Below are 16,386 nucleotides of genomic sequence, written 5' to 3' on the forward strand. Positions count from 1 at the left end.
TATCGATTGCATTGCACAATTAATATACACAGTCTGTCCTGCAACGACCTGCACCGATTCCTCGGAGTTCCGGTATCCGTTCAACGTAAGTTTTACCGTGTGGGTACCCGGACTTACCGAACTGAGGGTTAGCGGAGTGGTCCCCCCTTATAGGACGAATCGAGATACACCGAGGCACCTGCGGGATTCGTCTTGATTGAGATGCTGCCGGTTACTGGGTTTACCTTTTTTAAGTAATATTTGCCTTCTGGATAACCTTCGGCTGACCAACCTATCTGTCCATCGTCCCACTGAATTTTCCACCACGTGAACGTCAGTCCTCCTGAAGAAGCACTTCTTGGCCCATCAAGGATTGTACCTTTAGCTCCATCATACACCTTTCCGGTCTTCGTTCCAGCAGGGGGGACGACCGAATCACCAATCCAACAGTGAGAGTGTTCTGGACTTCTACCGTATCTCCGATAGAAAATGTTACACTGCCAGATGATACGTCCGTTATGACCGAGCCGTATCCTGTAAAGCATTCACGGTATTTTCTGGAACTGTCAACGGGTAGATTCAGCCAATCATTTAGAGTTTTAATTTCAACTGTAGCATATCCTTTGGAATGAATGACATTTCCATTGCCGATGTACATTCCTACATGGTCGGGGGGGGTATGTGCGACTGTCGTACCAATAAACAGCAGGTCCCCAACAGCTAAATTTAGAAGGTTTGGAACGGATGTAGATTTTTGTTGAAACCTGGTTGAATCACCCCCCCATTGGCCAGCAGCGCCTTCATAGTATACCGGGTTTGATGAATCTTTGAACTTTGTCGCGCCATATGCCTTATTATAGGACCACATCACAAGACCGGAGCAATCTACACCTTTTCCGACCTTATTCGTACCCGTAACAGGGTCGTAATAGGTATATGCTGATGCAACCGTTTCAGCATCGGCATATTTCATAGTCTGATAGTCAAAACCTTTCCCTCCCCATAAATAACTGGTGCCGACTAGTTTTTTCGCCTGGTTTACTGCATTTTGGTGCAGTGAAATAGTATCTGATGCCGCTTCCGCTTCGCTTAAACCTGATTCCACCTTGGTAACCAAAGGCATCGTCATAGTAGGCGACGGAGCCGCTGTTGAAATATTTTCCTTGCTAAGACTCAAGGTCTCTTCCAAGGCATCACACAAGATCACGGATCCATTACCACTTTCGTTGAGATCAGTTGCCGTTGAGACCATGGGAATCAATGCTGTTATTATGAGCACTGCCATGATCGGACGGAACATAGACTCTTTTCCGCTGTTTTTCAGCAAAATCTTTTACACCTCTTTTTTGTGAATCACCCTCTGGGCTCTCCACAAAATAGGATAGGTGTTATATAATGATGAGGAATAGGAGAGTTCCTCTCATGTCTGATAGTATATATGTGTTGTCACGCAACATATAATATAAAAATAAGTAAATAGTCTATCAGACCAATCTTTAGTTTTGGTGCTGTGTGATCCTTATTTTTCCTTTAAATTTTCTATGGCATTAACAAGGGCGTCTATTTTTGTTTTTCCATGACCTTTAGACACCGTTTTATTTCTTCTGCGAATCTCTACCTCGTATCCTAAACTCTGGATATAGCATACCTCCTCGTCATCATCTTCGTCCATGTTACACCTTTTTGTTATAGCACAGAGGTCGCCTCCAATCTTCTGTGGCATGAGGAAGGCTTTTGTGCAACCTTATCAATGGGATTTACTTGTGATCCGGTTTGTAACACTCTTTCCCCCCCGGATGTATTGACAGGCATGCTTTGATATAATCAGCTTTCAATTCCCAACCATGGTTGGGATGTGCCCGAACAACAGTGTATGTTAGGTTTTAATGCACATATCGAATACGCCAGTTCCGCGACTGTCTAGTAATATTTATATTTTTCCAAGGTAGATTTGAAAGTGATGACAAAAGACTATTATTCTGTACAAGAGGTGGCTGAAATTGAGTCTCTTTCTGAAAAAACAATACTAAGGAAAATACGTGATGGGAGAATACTCGGTGCATATAGAGAAGGCAACTCCATTCGAATACCCAAAGAGTCGTATAACGATTATGTCAGAGGTGAAGAAACGCATCGAAGGTTTATTTCCGAAAGGAATATTCTAAGGGGTGCCTCAAGTACGATATCGATTTTAGGGATCAATAGTTTAGGGATACTACATCAAAATAGGGAGATGCTCATAAGCAAACTCAATGAGGGAGTTAAGGTAAGGTTCTTATTGCTTGATCCGGATTCTGAAATGTTCAAAAAAAGAGCATACGTCGAAGAAAATGTGGATGGAAATACTTCAGGAAGATTAAGAGCCGAGAGCCTCGCATCATATGCAATCTGTAAAGATATTTTCAACTTCGTTAGATCACCAAAGCAAAAAGAAAATTTTTCATTACGCTATTTTTCTTCCAAACCTACAATGGCACTAATAATCACCGATCATGAGAGATCAAGTGGATATTGCAGCCTTAATCACTACCCTTCCAAAAAGGTACCGGGAATAGATCCCCCCCATACGGGAGAGGAAACGGAGTTTGATAGCCCTATAGAAAATGTACGTGGTTTATGTGGCGAATACGAATTTTTTCCTAATTACAACAAAGAGAGAATTTTATTTCAGAGGTATCTCCAGAAGTATAACACAAAATGGGATAAGGCTGTACCTATTGATCTTTCTAAAGACATTGATTAGGTGGCGACGCTGTACCGGGACGTGTCTGAGGGGGGGCGGATGCATATTACGGGTGAGTGATTCGCACTGCCATGCGTGGCAAAATAGATGCAGCGCGGGTATTATATGATCTCTTCCCCTAACCCCTATTCATCAGGTGACGTAAAATGTCTGACATTTCAATTAAGGTGCCTTTCGATATCGTCCAGGCACTCCGTCTCCCTCCTGATACTATCCAGGCTGAACTTCAACAGGAACTTGCTCTGGCACTCTACCAGCGGGGGGGAATTCTCTCTTCCGGGAAAGCATGTGATCTTGCAGGAGTGACCCGGTGGGAATGGGAGGCGTTGCTTGGAGCACGGAAGGTTCCTCGCCATTATGCAGACGATGAACTGGATCAGGATATTGCATATGCCACCAGCGGTCAGTAATTCTTCGCCTCTTATCCACCTCTCGGCGATTGGTCGTTTACATATACTCCGCCGTTTTTCATCGATATGTATACCTCCGGCCGTATGGCGTGAAGTTGTTGAAGAAGGTGGTGCACGTCCGGGAGCAGCTGAAATCAGAGAGGCCCGCAATTCCGGATGGATCTCTGTCAGGGTACCGGTAAACACTGATTTAGTGCGACTGCTCGAACAGGATCTACATGCAGGCGAAGCGGAGAGTATTGTTCTTGCCATTGAAACCAAACCAGATATACTCCTCCTTGATGAAGCAGAAGCACGACGTATCGCAGGACTCTACAATATTTCGGTCACAGGAATTATCGGTCTCTTAATGCAGGGAAAGAAAGAAGGACATGTTGCTTCAGTGCAGGAGGAGATGGATCTGCTGCGCAATCAGGGCGGTTTTTGGATTCATGATATTCTGTATCGACGTATTCTTGAATGGGAAAAGAATGAGTAGAATATGGGGGCGGTTTTCTGTTTATTATCAGTCTGAATATGTCAATATCAGGGGTGCGACAAATCTGTTTCTGTCGTGATATCTGAATAAAGTCTGTAAACGGAAATCAGCCATGGACAGAGATGAAAAAAAGTTGATTCGAAACAGCACCGCTGAATTTTTGATATTTACCGCCGAGGGTGGTGAAGAGTCTATTGAGGTCAGGTATGAGGATGAGACCATCTGGGCAAGCCAGAAAATGATGGCCGCACTCTTTGGTGTCGATGTGCGGACAATTAGTGAACATCTCAAAAACATCTTCGAAACGCAGGAACTTTCACGGGACGCAACTATCCGGAATTTCCGGATAGTTCAACCTGAAGGGAAGCGTAGTGTCACCCGCACCATAGAACACTACAATCTCGATGCGATCATCTCAGTTGGATACCGGGTAAATTCAAAACGGGCCACACAATTCCGCCAGTGGGCAACGCAGGTCTTGCGGGAATTTGCCATCAAAGGCTATGTTCTCGACAATAAGAGGATGGAGAACGGGACATTCCTCGGTGAGGACTACTTTGAACGCCTCCTTGCTGAAATACGGGAGATACGACTCAGCGAACGGCGGTTCTATCAGAAGATCACCGACATCTATGCCACCAGCCTTGACTATAATCCGCAGGCACCCACCGTGACTTCTTTGCAAAAGTCCAGAACAAACTCCACTTTGCCATCCACGGGCACACTGCAGCCGAACTCATCCGGGAACGTGCCAACAGTGAAAAAGAGCACATGGGCCTCACCACCTGGGAGAAAAGTCCTGACGGGAAAATTCTCAGGACTGATGTTGCGGTTGCCAAAAATTGTTCCTGACCTCCGATGAGCTCGATTCACTGGGGGGGCGAATCGTAAACGCATGGCTTGATTTGGCAGAAGAACGGGCAAAACGAAACATCCCGATGACGGTGGAGGACTGGGCAAAGCGTCTTGATCAGTTCCTTCTGTTTGACGACCGGGATCTCTTAGAAAACAGTGGCAGTGTTTCAGCAGAGGAGGCGAAGGAATGTGCGGAAAATGAATTTGAGAAGTACCGTATTGTCCAGGACAAACGGTATGAAAGTGACTTTGACCGGATGATTCGGGAGGCGGGGGGGCACGCTTATACATGTGGGGGGGCGGACTGATAGAGCGGACTGACAGAAGGATCGGTAGAACGAACAGCAGAAACCCGGAGAACGATACGCCCGAAGGCATGGAATAAAACTCTCTCTTCAAAGACGAACCACTTCACCCGTGAGATGTATCTGTCTGTCGGAAAGGATGTGGGTGTCCCCGAATGAATCATACTGGATTAATTTCAGGAGACGGACGTCACATCAGATGTATATCTGCAAAAGGGAAATATCCCTGTTTCCCATCATTATCCCATTCCCCAGTTCTTTGCAATAACCATTCTCGGTTTGTGAATCTCCCTACCCAATAGTAAGGGCAGGTCTTTTCTGATATTTTTCCTCATCAAATTTCTTCCCAAGAACAATCTTGTTATCCAGCACTTGTTCACCAATGGTGAAGATGAGCACGCTGTCATCCTCATTGTCCCCCCCCTTTTTCCTTCTGATCAAATGACTCCCGTATCCGGGAGGCAAGATGGGTATCCGCCGTGATTTAGAGATCACTCGGCGGATATTGATACAAAGGTTAATCGGGACGTCCACGCTATTTGAAGTAGAGGCAAAATCCTCATATTAATTCGATAAATGGAATCAAATTCTTTATGTCTTTCAAATCCTGTAAATCATGGGCATATGTAATGAAATCAGAAAAGACATTCATGTGCCCCCCCGATTCAGAACGGCTACTGTCTGAATTTGAATGTACCCATTCAATTTGTCCAGCAAAGGTGGGTGGACAAGAGGATAGACAATTTTAGTATTATCCATAAAATCATTGAAATTGCAACTAATGGAGAGAATCAGATGGCTCAACAAATTTCGCCAAACAATTGTGTTATTCTTGTAAAATGGCGGTGGGATTAATTGTATTCACGGGAGATTTTAATTCTTGCTAATTCCAGAAAATATGGTGGGCGGTGTATTGCCGGAATTGATATAAACACGAATGAATGGATTCGCCCGATCAACAATCCTCTGATTAAACGGGATGATCCAAGTGTTTTCATGGAAGATGACCTTTATTTTTATTATGGGATTCATTTCGGGCCACAACTGGGTGATGTGGTGAAAATTGGATTTGAGGAGAAATGCCCATTGCTGCATCAACCGGAAAATGAGTTAATCAACGGGAAAAAATGGGAAAAAATTTGTAAAATGCCGTATTCATCCTTAAAGGATTTAACGAAAGCAAATTCCTGTGATTTGATATGGTATTTGGAAAAAAAAGATAAAAAAACTGAAGATATTGAAACCGGATATATTTTCGAAGATATGATTCGGGCAAATCCTGTCAAAGAATCTCTTGCCTTAATCCATCTGACACAATCAAAAAACCAAACAAAAATTGAAGAAAAAAAGACCACATCAGGAAAACTGCAAACCAGGCTTTCCTTTGTTTATGAAGGCTACAAATACGACCTCGTTGTCACTGACGAAACGTACCCCCTCCTGAAAACCAATGTGGGGGGGATTGTGACTGCTTTCACGATGAAATTGTTCAGGATTGTTATGTAACAATTGGTCTGGCGGGGGGGTTATTTGAAAAGAGGAATGCCTATTACAAATTAGTAGTCGGGTTTATTCCGGATTGTCATAAGAACCGATCTGACCCCCCATCCGCACCGTAGAGAAGAGCCTCCTGAATACGATGATATCGAATGGTAAAGGAACCGATAATGAGCACAGATAAAACAAGTAACTGTTTCACGATGGGGGGGCATTCTGATCTCCCTGTTGAGGCCTTTGTCTATTTTTTGAAGAAGGCAGGGTTGATACTATCGTTGATGTACGCAGTTCGCCTTACAGCAGGTATCAGCCACAATTCAACCGCGAGGACATTTCTCAGGCATTGAACCGGGAAGAAATTGAATACCATTACATGGGCGATATGCTGGGTGGACGATATTCCTCCCCCCCTGACCTTCTGTTTCCGGATGGTATTGTGGATTATGAAAAGGTAAGTACTACCCGGAGATTCGCCTCAGGTCTTGAACGAGTAATTAAACTCATACATGACGGCAGAACTGTTTCACTCATATGTTCTGAAAAAGACCCGCTCACCTGCCACCGGTTTGTGCTTATTGGAAAAAATCTCCAAAAGTTGGGAATTGAAGTCATTCACCTGTATCCGGAATTAATCAAAAAGACACATGCCGAACTGGAGAATGAACTGCTCATCCAAAATGGGTTAAAGGGTCAAAAGACGTTAATGGGGGGGAGCGAAACAGATTCCATTGAGCTTATGTATACCCGGCTGAATAAAAAAATCGGGTACAAAACAGTGCCAAATACTATTGATGACGCCGGACAAACACCCGCGAATTCTGATGTAAAATCTCTGAATAGTGATTCATCGAGTGGGACGGAGGAAAAGCCGAAAAAAGATAATCATCAGGAAACATTATTCTGAAGGAGTAAATGATGAAGCTCTATACTATTGGATTTACCAAAAAAATGCCAGACAATTTTTTGAATTACTCATGAATAATCAGGTGAAAACCGTTTGCGATGTCCGCCTGAATAACAATTCCCAGTTGGCCGGGTTCACAAAATCATCTGATCTCCCATACTTTCTTGAAAAAATTGGCAATATCAAGTATGTTCACTGGGTAAGGGTAGCACCCGAAAAAGAGCTGCTCAAAAAATGGCAGAAAAAAGAAATTTCATGGCGACAGTATGAAGAAGAGTACCTGACAATGCTTATGAGGCGCAATATTCAGGAAATGGATATCTTTGAACAGCTTGACCGTGGATGCCTGCTTTGTAGTGAACCAACAGCAGAACAGTGCCATCGCAGGTTGCTTGCTGAGTATCTCAAAAATTCCATCCCGGATTTGGAGATCATCCATCTGTAATACTGCTCTTTTTTGACTGAATGGATGCAACTCCTCAGCCGGAAGAAATACCCTCCCTCCTCTTTTCCCTTTCACCCCCCCCTACGAAAGGAAACCACACGGAACAAGTAGAAATAGAAGAAGGAAAGCCCCCCCACCACAAAACCCTACACCAACAGTAAAATGTCGGGAACTGCCAAGAAACAGTCAGTGTCAGGACATATTTATTCAATGCTTTATTGGGCACTATAAAATGAATCCACTATAAAAAATATCTGTTACAGGATGGTCATTTTTCACAGAATCATCGGCAGTCGGTGCCTTGAAATTTTAATTGCCGATATTTATATCCTATTACTTGAAAAAACACCAACAGGATAAATCATCATGACAACTTCTGAACTTTATTCATCTGTAGAACCTGCTCCAGATAATTCAAAAGTAAAATTGTGCTGGTATGTTGGAGCATATCAAGATACTGATATAACAGAATACTTTTTAGAAGAGGGGGGGATTTGGGAGAATGGATATGATGACAAATATATTGATCTGGTTAACTCAATCCAGATCGGCGACAAAATAGCAATAAAATCATCCTATAATCAGCAAAAAAATCTACCGTTTGATGCTGGAAATAAAAAAGTATCTGTAATGGCAGTAAAGGCAATCGGAACAGTTACAAAAAATTATGGTAATGGCAAAAAACTGAATGTTGAATGGGAAAAATTGGACAATCCAAAGAAATGGTTTTTATTTAGAAGCATGCTGACAGTTTGGAAGGTAGAGAGTCAACCTGATGACTGGAGATATCAGGCTTTGCTTGACTTCACGTTTGCTGATAAACCGCAGGATTATGAGCAATTCCTGCACCATTCACACAGGGGGGGAGAAATATGGAATTCGTGAAGAGCCTAATCCACCTGAGGAAGAGGGAGAAGAGCAACAGGATGCATCTTATCCGTCATACAATGAAAATGATTTCCTCAGGGATGTGTTCATTTCGGAAGAAAAATATCTTGCTCTTCGAAACCTCCTTCTCAGAAAGAAGAATATCATTCTTTCAGGTCCTCCTGGAGTTGGAAAAACATTTCTGCAAAACGTCTGGCTTATTCCATAATTGGCAGAAAAGACGAACAATTCCTCAAAACGATTCAGTTTCATCAGAATTACAGTTACGAAGATTTCATTCAGGGTTACAGACCAACTGACAACGGCTTCAAAATAATTGATGGACCATTCTACAAGTTTTGCAAAAAAGCCGAAGCAGATCCTGAGAACCGTTACTTCTTCATTATTGATGAAATCAATCGTGGAAACCTCAGTAAAATTTTTGGTGAGCTTTTGATGCTCATAGAAGCAGACAAACGTGGAGATGAAATCAAAATACTCTATTCAGATATTCCCTTCAGCGTTCCGAAAAACCTCTATCTCATTGGAATGATGAACACGGCTGACAGAAGTCTGGCTATGATTGATTATGCTCTCAGGCGTCGTTTTTCATTCTTTGAATTTGAACCTGCCTTTGATTCTGAAGGGTTTGAACGTCTAAAAATATTGCATGATAATGAAGATTACAACAAACTGATCTCTGAGGTCAAATTCATCAATGAAATGATTCAGAACGATTCATCACTTGGTGATGGATGTGCGATCGGACACAGTTTCCTTTGTCCGGATGGTAAAATTGATGAAGAATGGATCGGGTCTGTTATCGAATATGATCTAATTCCCCCCCTCGTAAAAGAATACTGGTTCGACAACAAAACAAATTTTGATGTCTGCTGTCAGAGATTACAAAGTGTTCTTTCAAATAAATGACGATAGCAAAGCCTAAAAATATCTACTACATGCTCTCGTATGCATACAATATATTACGTGAGGGAGCTTTTCGCGAGGTGGACAGTGAGGACTTTGAAAATATCCACAATCTTTTTGCTGAGATAATTGCTCTTGGAGTTTCAAATCAGATTAAACGTGGACTTAACCGCGAATATGAAGAATACACTGAATCTATTGGAACAGTAAGAGGTAAAATCAGTATAAATAATTCATTTTTTGGATTAACACAAAAAAGCAATAAACTTGTCTGTACATTTGATGAATATACTTCAAATTCTCCAATGAATCAGGTTATCAAATCAACAATGTATCTTCTCATCCATTCGGATGAGGTAAAACCTGACAAAAAGATACGGCTAAAATCACTGATAAAATATTTTTCAGAAGTGGAATTAGTTGATCCGCATACAATTAACTGGCAGTCTTTTCAGTATCACAGGAATAACGCAACCTACAGAATGCTGATGAATCTGTGTTATCTCGTGCACTCTGGAATGATTTTATCCGATTCTACAGGAAAGAAAAAACTCTCGGAATATATTGATGGTCAACAGATGCATGCCCTGTATGAACGATTCATTCTGGAATACTTCAAGAAACATCATCGGGAATTCGGGGTTTCAAGACCTGTAATAAAATGGAATCTTGATGAGGGAGAGGCAGGAAACCCAATAATTGATTTTCTGCCGAATATGTATACGGATATTACTCTTCAGTATGAAGATAGAATCCTGATTATTGATGCTAAATACTATAAAGAAATCCTATCCTGTTCACAGTATTCATCGAAAGGCAAGTATAAATCAGCAAATCTCTATCAAATTTTTACGTATGTCAAGAATATGGATACTCAGGGGGGGACCGGAAATGTTGAAGGGATGCTTTTGTACGCAAAAACAGAGCAGAATGCACCGGATGATATGTCTGTTTTGATAAGCGGAAACAGGATTCATGTTAAGACTCTTGATTTGTCGGATGAATGGGATAGGGTTACTGAAAAATTAGAACTGATTGCACGAGATTTCAAATCGAATGATACGCTCGTCCGGGAAAATCGAATTGCAAAAGAACGAATCACAAAGAACAACCCCCCCCGGAATGAATTGTGGCAGAAAGAAACACACTCCTGACGATGCCGAAAAGGGAAGCACACCCATACAACCCGCACCCGCAGACACAAACCCAATAAAAGACTGACCAAAACGCCAAAACAAAAACCGGGAACCGATCCCGAATCAGGGTGATGCATGGGATCCGACCCCCCCATCTTTTTTCCAAAAACCATCCATTGATAAGACAGATTAATATTACCAAAAGTAATAGTTTCATACGTCAGTCGCCACCGGGGAAATGACTGGCAGAAGTGTGCATGGGTGTCATGCCATCACAGCCACACCATCACAGACTTCTTCTTTATGCCCCCCCGCTGCTATCCTCCCATACGATAGTGGACACTATGTGTTTCGTGCACAGGAGATCAATTTCATGAATGAAATCAAAAAAACAAAAACCGGAACCGAATCCGGAACCAAAACCGGAATAGAAAACGGCAGCCCCCCCGCAAAAAAACCATGCTCCCACATAGGTTTGAAAGGAACTGCCACGGAACAATCGGTGGCAGGACAGAAAAAATCAGCGGAACCGGAACGGGCCGCAGGACGCATGCCCACCCCCCCCTGCCCCCCCTATCAAAGCAGACTCCGTCCCGTTCTCCCCCCCCATCCCGCAGACGATCTCCTCAGAAATTCACGTCTCTGCCCCGATCTTCCCCGCGATGCCCGACTGCACGGAGGGCCTTGCATGACCGCAGATCCCAAAGAGATCCGAAACACCCTCTCCCTCCTCTTTTCCGACGGGGGGGCAGTCGTCGAACTCCGGGCCCTCGGCGACGGCGGCGTCCACAGCGGCTACTTCACCGATTTTGATATGATGGCAGAGCGGGCGGCGGCGATTAACCGTTTCACCGATGTTCACGGAGTGTATGTCACCCTGAACGAGGTGAACCCGGCGCTGCTCTCCCGGCGGGCCAACCGTGTCAAACAACGCCTCTCCCGGAGTGACGCGACCACCGCTGACGCCGATATCATCCGCCGCCGCTGGCTCCCAATTGACTTTGACCCCCGTCCGGCCGAGCGGTGTCTCGGCGACCGACGCGGAACACGCCGCCGCCCTTGAACGGGCCGAAGACGTCGCAGCATGGCTCACTGAGAGAGGCTTCCCCCGAACCCGTCCTCGCCGACTCCGGCAACGGTGCCCACCTCCTCTACGCAATCGATCTTCCCAACGACGGCGAGGCCACCCGGCTCGTGAAGGCATGTCTCACCGTCCTCGACGCCCTCTTCTCGGATGACACCGTCCACTGCGACACCGCGAACTTCAACGCCGGACGCATCTGGAAGTTATACGGCACGACGGCCCGCAAGGGAGACAACACCCCCCCGGAGCGGCCCCCCCATCGCACGGCCCAAATATGCTCTGCCCCCCCGGATGCACCGCAGGTCGTAACGGATGACCTCCTCCAGGATCTTGCCGACACGATTCCCCCCCGCTCCGCCCCCCCAAGCCAGAGCAGGGCAAACGCCGGGGATCGTTTGACCTCCGGTGGTGGCTTGACCACCACGGCATCAGTGTCAGAACCGAGAGGCCCTGGCACGGGGGGGGCACCCTCTTCTCGCTTGTCGAATGCCCCCCCTTCTCCACCGCCCACAAAGACGGAGCCTTTGCCATCCAGTTTGGAAACGGCGCCCTCTTTGCCGGATGCCATCACGACTCCTGCGGCGGCGGCAGCCAGCGCTGGCAGGAACTGAAGGCCATGTATGAGGAAACGAAGAGACCCACGGGAACGGCGATACCGGCCCGAACGAATCGCACCAAAACAAACCCGGAAAAATCATTGCATGCAGCCCGTCCGGCTGCACCCCCCCGGCCCGGCAGAGGAAAAACCGACACCAGAGGCAGAGCACCACGACCGGGCATCTGCCCTCCTTGAGAACGGCGACCCGCTCGCGTTCCTGCTCGACACCTTCAGCAGGGATCATGTGGGAGACCGAACCATCGCTGAATGTCTCGTCATGTCGATTGCGTCGCAGTCGGTCGCAAACACTCAGGGCATCCACGTCTCGGTCTCCGGGAACTCCGGCAAGGGCAAGAGCCATGCCTGTGCGACGATGCTCCGGCAGGTTCCTGATGAATACCGGCTCGCAGGCACCGTGAGCGACAAGGCCCTCTATTATAACACCGGCATCCGGGCGGGCACCGTCTTTCTCTTCGACGACGTGGCACTCTCCGATGACCTTCAGGAGATCCTGAAGTCCGCGACCGCCGCATTCAGGGAACGCATTGAACACCAGACCCTCACCTCGGATCGGCAGCTGAAGGTCTGTTCCATACCGGAACGCTGTGTCTGGTGGCTGGCGAAGGTGGAGAGTGTCGGCGACGATCAGGTGATGAACCGGATGCTCACGGTATGGATTGACGACTCAAAGGAACAGGACAAACGGGTACTCGATCACCTCCGGAAGCGGGAAGCAGTGGAAGGCGAGGGAGAAGGATGGAACGACGACGTGCTCGTCTGTCAGGCGATATGGCACCGGGTAAAGGAAGGGCTTGTCACCGTCCAGATCCCTTTCGCCGAACGCGTGCAGTTCTCCTCATCGCAGAACCGGCGCAACCCGAACATGCTCTTCGACCTCATCAAGGCCCATGCCCTGCTCTTCCGGTTCCAGCGGGAAGGGTTCACGACGGCAGAAGGTAGTGAGGGTATCCGTGCAACCGAAGCAGACTTTACCGCAGCGGCCCGGCTCTACCGGGAGCTCCACACCGAGGCGGGCGGACAGGAGACGAAGCTCACGAAAAACGAGGCGGCAGCGCTACAGACGATTGATTCTCTTGACCTGGGTGAGTTCACCATTCGCCGACTCCAGCAACCGCTCGGCGTCTCCTATTATCATGTCCGCCGGGTGCTGCACGGCTACACCAATCGGGGGGGACGGACGTATTCCGGTCTCCTGGAGAAGTGTCCGGCGCTCTCATACGTGGATGTGACCGTCACGGTGGACAACACGAACGGCCCGGTCAGAAAACGCGAACACGTCTTCACTTTTGACCGGGAAGTCTACCGGCGATGGAGCGGGTCGGTGGTCGTCTGGCTTGACCCGGCACCACCCGGCGGGGGATGGCAGCGGAGGTGATGGGGGGGAACGACCCCCCCCACCGATGGCGGGGGACGATGTGTGCACCGTTGCAGCACATGTACAACGTATGTGCAGCACCCGCTGCAACGATGAAACCGGGACATTCCACTCGAATAACACTGATCTAAGAGAGAATAAGGAGACGCTTCTTCAAGAGAAGAGGGAGTTGCAGCAGAATGAGACCCCCCCCAGCTTCCAGACATCTCCCGTGCAGGTGCGGGTTCGGGCGGGTGCTTCCTGACAGATGCTGCACATAACATTGCTTCCGGCGGAATACCGGGAGAAGAGGCCGGACAATGCGAGGATATCCATCCGAATGGTTGCAGCCCCCCCTGCTGCAACAAGGTGTACATGGGTGTACATGCTGCACATCAGGATGCTGCAGCCGGTGTCTGCGACGATGAACATTCGTCCGGCATCATTCCCCCCCTGCCGGGTCTGCTTCTGCCAAAGGAATTTTCCCGGACGGCGAAGGATATGGGGGAACTGTTCCGTCTGCGGCGGGGGCAGGATTGCCTGGTGGTCGGAGGAAAAAAGGACAGGGATCTGTGAGGGGGTGTTATACGAGACTGTTGCGGGAGGAGAATTGGAGGGGAGAGGGAGTGGGTGAGATAGTGAATACAGGGTATGATCATCTGAATAACATAGCTGAAGGATTTCTTGTTGAACCGTGATCGCCAGATTCGTCAATGAGATGCTCAGCCTGCGTGTCTTCAGATATGGTATTTAATATGTACAGGAAAATTGGGTGCGTAATAAATATCAGAACAAAATATGAGGGATTTTATTGCAGAATCTGCCCTTTATTTATTTAAATACCTTTTTCCTTGTTGTCGGAGTTGTAGTATTATGCCTTATAAATGCGGTCAAAAACCGGACGGGGGGGCAGGTACGTCTGTCGGAAGTGCGGCGAGGATGTCCGCCTCAATCACAGCACCGACGCGCTTCCAAAATGTAGAAGGTGTGCGAACTGTGAATTCGTAAAAGGGTGACCGGCTTTTTCTCTTCTCGGAATGGTTTATCAATCACTTTTCTGCAGGAGTCAATCCCCCCCCGGAGCACAACCTCCCGTGTATCCCCTGCCCGTGCAGGCGGTTTTAGCTACATGATCCGGGGGGGGTATGAGAGGAAGAGAACAGAAGATCTTCGCGGTCGTTTTGAACGACTCACCAAGAGGGTTCGGGGGGGCACTCTTCTCATCATGCAATAGGGGGGGAGAGCAGCGGATCCTCATCAGGCCACGGGGGGGATGGATGAGACAGGTGGGGGGGAGTGAAAATGAAATGCTGTTGTGAAGTGTTCGAGGATTGTGTACAATGAATCGTTGTATCTCTTTTCAGACACTGCATCACAGAATGGGAAGAGGTTCGCCCCCCTGTCCGACGGAGTTCGCAGGTACAAAAAATTCCGTCGTCTCCTCCGGATAATAATGATGGTAATTCTTCTCTTTTTCTATTGTTACCAGATTGCCGGAACGCAGTTTATCGATATGCCATGAGATTGTAGGGCCGGATACCTTTGCATGTTCCGAGAGATCTTTTTGCGTGCAGCCGGGATGTGCGGTTATGTAGCCGAAAATATCACGGGTGGTCTCCCCCCCGTCCAGAACGGACATGGCGAGCTGGTACTCCTGGCTGTATTTGTGGTGATTTTCAAAGTAATGGCGTTGCTTTGTGATTTTTTGGGAAACGATTAAGCCTTCCCGTTCCAGGATTTCCAGATGATGCCGCAGGGAACTGCGGTTAATTCCGGTTACCGTCTCCATTTCGGTTGCTATTATGCCGGGAGTTTTTCTGTATTTCCTCATAAATTTTTTGTTCTCCGTTCATTCTCCAGAATAGTTTTCTTCTCAATCTGCCTGATGCCAAGAAAAGCACCTGATAGTATTGCGAGGAGATTTGCGAACGGTATCAGAAACGGGATATTTTGAGCAATAAATGAGATGATGTAATGCTTCAGCGGAATTTCCCACCATTCGAGAACATATACCACATCCTCTCTGGTAAGATCCGGGGGGGGTCTGCACTTGGTGTGACAATAATATTCGAGTTTACTGAAGCCTGATGGGCATAGGCAATGATTACAATAGCTATGATTGTAATCATTGTCCCTTTCAGATCCATGATAGATTATATAAAAAATGAGGTAATGAGTTTGCCGGTATTACAACAATGAGTAACTGACAGATGATCCAAAAACCTCTCTCCCATATACCTCGAGTTCCCAGTCACCCATGGGAAGAAAGCCTGAGGATGTTTTTATGTCAACGTTAATCACGCCGTCCTTTACCGAGCTATCATACAGGTCGGTGTAGTGTCCGACAAAGGCGCCATCCGGTTTATAAACAGATAATTCAAGATCCCCCCCTACGTGTTCATCCCAGGTCAATGTGACGTCAATTTGTGATGTAAAGGGCCAAACGTATCTTGAATGAACGAACGTCTCTCCCTGGGTGATCTGATTTATTACTCTTGAACCTGAAAGATCGGGATTGTAGTTGTCAACCGAAGGTATGACGATAATCTCACCCGTCTCAATCTTTTCCATCACATCGCCCGCCGCCGCAGGCGCAATGAACAGTGCCGCAAGGAGAAGGACTGTCACTAAAAATGAACTGTTTCGTGTCATCACTATGCGATTATATATTTTCTGGTATATCCCTGTTCTGACCACATCATCTAAATAGGTTTTCTATTTAGACGATTTGGTCTGAAGAGGTATGTATGAAGGAGTGAAATGGATCTCTGGTGGATCTGATT

At 46.6% G+C, this 16,386-nt stretch carries 23 protein-coding genes and 1 pseudogene; 18 read left to right on the forward strand and 6 right to left on the reverse strand.

What is annotated here, in order from left to right; all coding sequences use genetic code 11:
* Positions 1–313: 313 nt before the first annotated feature.
* Positions 314–1,306, reverse strand: a complete 993-nt coding sequence (locus JCM10550_RS08150; protein ID WP_157200078.1) for a C40 family peptidase — start codon at positions 1,304–1,306, stop codon at positions 314–316.
* 192 nt (positions 1,307–1,498) lie between these two features.
* Positions 1,499–1,651 carry a hypothetical protein gene (locus JCM10550_RS08155; RefSeq protein ID WP_157200079.1) on the reverse strand — a complete coding sequence of 51 codons (153 nt, stop codon included), beginning with the start codon at positions 1,649–1,651 and terminating at the stop codon, positions 1,499–1,501.
* 288 nt (positions 1,652–1,939) lie between these two features.
* Between JCM10550_RS08155 and JCM10550_RS08160 the strand changes: the two genes are divergently transcribed.
* The 5 genes and pseudogenes from JCM10550_RS08160 (at position 1,940) to rhuM (JCM10550_RS24760) (ending at position 4,773) form a co-directional block, all read left to right on the forward strand.
* Positions 1,940–2,722 (forward strand): helix-turn-helix domain-containing protein, encoded by a 783-nt coding sequence (locus JCM10550_RS08160; RefSeq protein WP_062398356.1) that lies wholly within the window; start codon positions 1,940–1,942, stop codon positions 2,720–2,722.
* A gap of 146 nt (positions 2,723–2,868) precedes the next feature.
* Positions 2,869–3,132 carry a UPF0175 family protein gene (locus tag JCM10550_RS08165; protein WP_062398358.1) on the forward strand — a complete coding sequence of 88 codons (264 nt, stop codon included), beginning with the start codon at positions 2,869–2,871 and terminating at the stop codon, positions 3,130–3,132.
* On the forward strand, positions 3,113–3,610 hold the full coding sequence (locus tag JCM10550_RS17095) for a DUF3368 domain-containing protein (protein WP_172673815.1): 498 nt from the start codon (positions 3,113–3,115) through the stop codon (positions 3,608–3,610). Before JCM10550_RS08165 ends, JCM10550_RS17095 begins: the two co-directional genes overlap by 20 nt.
* Positions 3,611–3,851: 241 nt before the next feature.
* A pseudogene (rhuM, locus tag JCM10550_RS08175) lies at positions 3,852–4,462 on the forward strand (RhuM family protein).
* A complete protein-coding gene (rhuM, locus tag JCM10550_RS24760) occupies positions 4,453–4,773 on the forward strand; it encodes a RhuM family protein (RefSeq protein WP_281175330.1) in 321 nt (106 codons plus the stop codon). Before rhuM (JCM10550_RS08175) ends, rhuM (JCM10550_RS24760) begins: the two are co-directional and overlap by 10 nt.
* A gap of 288 nt (positions 4,774–5,061) precedes the next feature.
* On the opposite strand, the gene JCM10550_RS18600 is transcribed toward rhuM (JCM10550_RS24760), so the two are convergent.
* Positions 5,062–5,211 carry a hypothetical protein gene (locus tag JCM10550_RS18600; RefSeq protein WP_157200080.1) on the reverse strand — a complete coding sequence of 50 codons (150 nt, stop codon included), beginning with the start codon at positions 5,209–5,211 and terminating at the stop codon, positions 5,062–5,064.
* A gap of 414 nt (positions 5,212–5,625) precedes the next feature.
* Here JCM10550_RS18600 and JCM10550_RS08180 point away from each other — a divergent pair, with 414 nt between their 5' ends.
* From JCM10550_RS08180 to JCM10550_RS18615, 12 genes are all read left to right on the forward strand, one after another.
* Positions 5,626–6,276 (forward strand): hypothetical protein, encoded by a 651-nt coding sequence (locus tag JCM10550_RS08180; protein ID WP_062398361.1) that lies wholly within the window; start codon positions 5,626–5,628, stop codon positions 6,274–6,276.
* A gap of 143 nt (positions 6,277–6,419) precedes the next feature.
* Complete coding sequence (locus JCM10550_RS18605) at positions 6,420–6,614, forward strand: hypothetical protein (RefSeq protein WP_157200081.1); 195 nt, start codon at positions 6,420–6,422, stop codon at positions 6,612–6,614.
* A complete protein-coding gene (locus tag JCM10550_RS08185) occupies positions 6,539–7,171 on the forward strand; it encodes a DUF488 family protein (RefSeq protein ID WP_083475387.1) in 633 nt (210 codons plus the stop codon). The genes JCM10550_RS18605 and JCM10550_RS08185 overlap by 76 nt, the downstream gene beginning before the upstream one ends.
* Positions 7,119–7,616: a DUF488 family protein gene (locus JCM10550_RS08190; RefSeq protein ID WP_281175331.1), complete on the forward strand. Its 498-nt coding sequence runs from the start codon at positions 7,119–7,121 to the stop codon at positions 7,614–7,616. Before JCM10550_RS08185 ends, JCM10550_RS08190 begins: the two co-directional genes overlap by 53 nt.
* Before the next feature lie 366 nt (positions 7,617–7,982).
* Positions 7,983–8,501, forward strand: a complete 519-nt coding sequence (locus JCM10550_RS18610; protein ID WP_062398365.1) for a hypothetical protein — start codon at positions 7,983–7,985, stop codon at positions 8,499–8,501.
* A complete protein-coding gene (locus JCM10550_RS20545; protein WP_062398367.1) occupies positions 8,449–8,712 on the forward strand; it encodes a hypothetical protein in 264 nt (87 codons plus the stop codon). The genes JCM10550_RS18610 and JCM10550_RS20545 overlap by 53 nt, the downstream gene beginning before the upstream one ends.
* Positions 8,713–8,744: 32 nt before the next feature.
* Positions 8,745–9,413: an AAA family ATPase gene (locus JCM10550_RS17100; RefSeq protein WP_245618946.1), complete on the forward strand. Its 669-nt coding sequence runs from the start codon at positions 8,745–8,747 to the stop codon at positions 9,411–9,413.
* Positions 9,410–10,564 (forward strand): 5-methylcytosine-specific restriction endonuclease system specificity protein McrC, encoded by a 1,155-nt coding sequence (gene mcrC, locus JCM10550_RS08210; RefSeq protein WP_062398370.1) that lies wholly within the window; start codon positions 9,410–9,412, stop codon positions 10,562–10,564. The genes JCM10550_RS17100 and mcrC overlap by 4 nt, the downstream gene beginning before the upstream one ends.
* A 220-nt stretch (positions 10,565–10,784) precedes the next feature.
* Positions 10,785–11,609, forward strand: a complete 825-nt coding sequence (locus tag JCM10550_RS17105; protein ID WP_157200082.1) for a hypothetical protein — start codon at positions 10,785–10,787, stop codon at positions 11,607–11,609.
* On the forward strand, positions 11,606–12,241 hold the full coding sequence (locus JCM10550_RS17110; protein ID WP_083475389.1) for a hypothetical protein: 636 nt from the start codon (positions 11,606–11,608) through the stop codon (positions 12,239–12,241). The genes JCM10550_RS17105 and JCM10550_RS17110 overlap by 4 nt, the downstream gene beginning before the upstream one ends.
* 9 nt (positions 12,242–12,250) lie before the next feature.
* Entirely contained in the window at positions 12,251–13,624 is a 1,374-nt protein-coding gene (locus JCM10550_RS17115) for a hypothetical protein (RefSeq protein ID WP_157200083.1), read from the forward strand.
* Positions 13,609–13,755 (forward strand): hypothetical protein, encoded by a 147-nt coding sequence (locus JCM10550_RS18615; RefSeq protein ID WP_157200084.1) that lies wholly within the window; start codon positions 13,609–13,611, stop codon positions 13,753–13,755. The genes JCM10550_RS17115 and JCM10550_RS18615 overlap by 16 nt, the downstream gene beginning before the upstream one ends.
* A 22-nt stretch (positions 13,756–13,777) precedes the next feature.
* On the opposite strand, the gene JCM10550_RS18620 is transcribed toward JCM10550_RS18615, so the two are convergent.
* Positions 13,778–13,990 carry a hypothetical protein gene (locus tag JCM10550_RS18620; RefSeq protein WP_157200085.1) on the reverse strand — a complete coding sequence of 71 codons (213 nt, stop codon included), beginning with the start codon at positions 13,988–13,990 and terminating at the stop codon, positions 13,778–13,780.
* Between JCM10550_RS18620 and JCM10550_RS18625 the strand changes: the two genes are divergently transcribed.
* Positions 13,979–14,179 (forward strand): hypothetical protein, encoded by a 201-nt coding sequence (locus JCM10550_RS18625; protein ID WP_157200086.1) that lies wholly within the window; start codon positions 13,979–13,981, stop codon positions 14,177–14,179. The two genes, JCM10550_RS18620 and JCM10550_RS18625, sit on opposite strands and share 12 nt — an antisense overlap.
* A 796-nt stretch (positions 14,180–14,975) precedes the next feature.
* Here JCM10550_RS18625 and JCM10550_RS08225 read toward each other — a convergent pair.
* Complete coding sequence (locus JCM10550_RS08225; RefSeq protein WP_062398375.1) at positions 14,976–15,434, reverse strand: helix-turn-helix domain-containing protein; 459 nt, start codon at positions 15,432–15,434, stop codon at positions 14,976–14,978.
* A 356-nt stretch (positions 15,435–15,790) separates the two neighbouring features.
* On the reverse strand, positions 15,791–16,255 hold the full coding sequence (locus JCM10550_RS08235; protein ID WP_062398379.1) for a hypothetical protein: 465 nt from the start codon (positions 16,253–16,255) through the stop codon (positions 15,791–15,793).
* Positions 16,256–16,386 lie beyond the last annotated feature (131 nt).

The sequence above is a fragment of the Methanogenium cariaci JCM 10550 genome (assembly GCF_001315945.1).
Classification (GTDB): domain Archaea; phylum Halobacteriota; class Methanomicrobia; order Methanomicrobiales; family Methanomicrobiaceae; genus Methanogenium; species Methanogenium cariaci.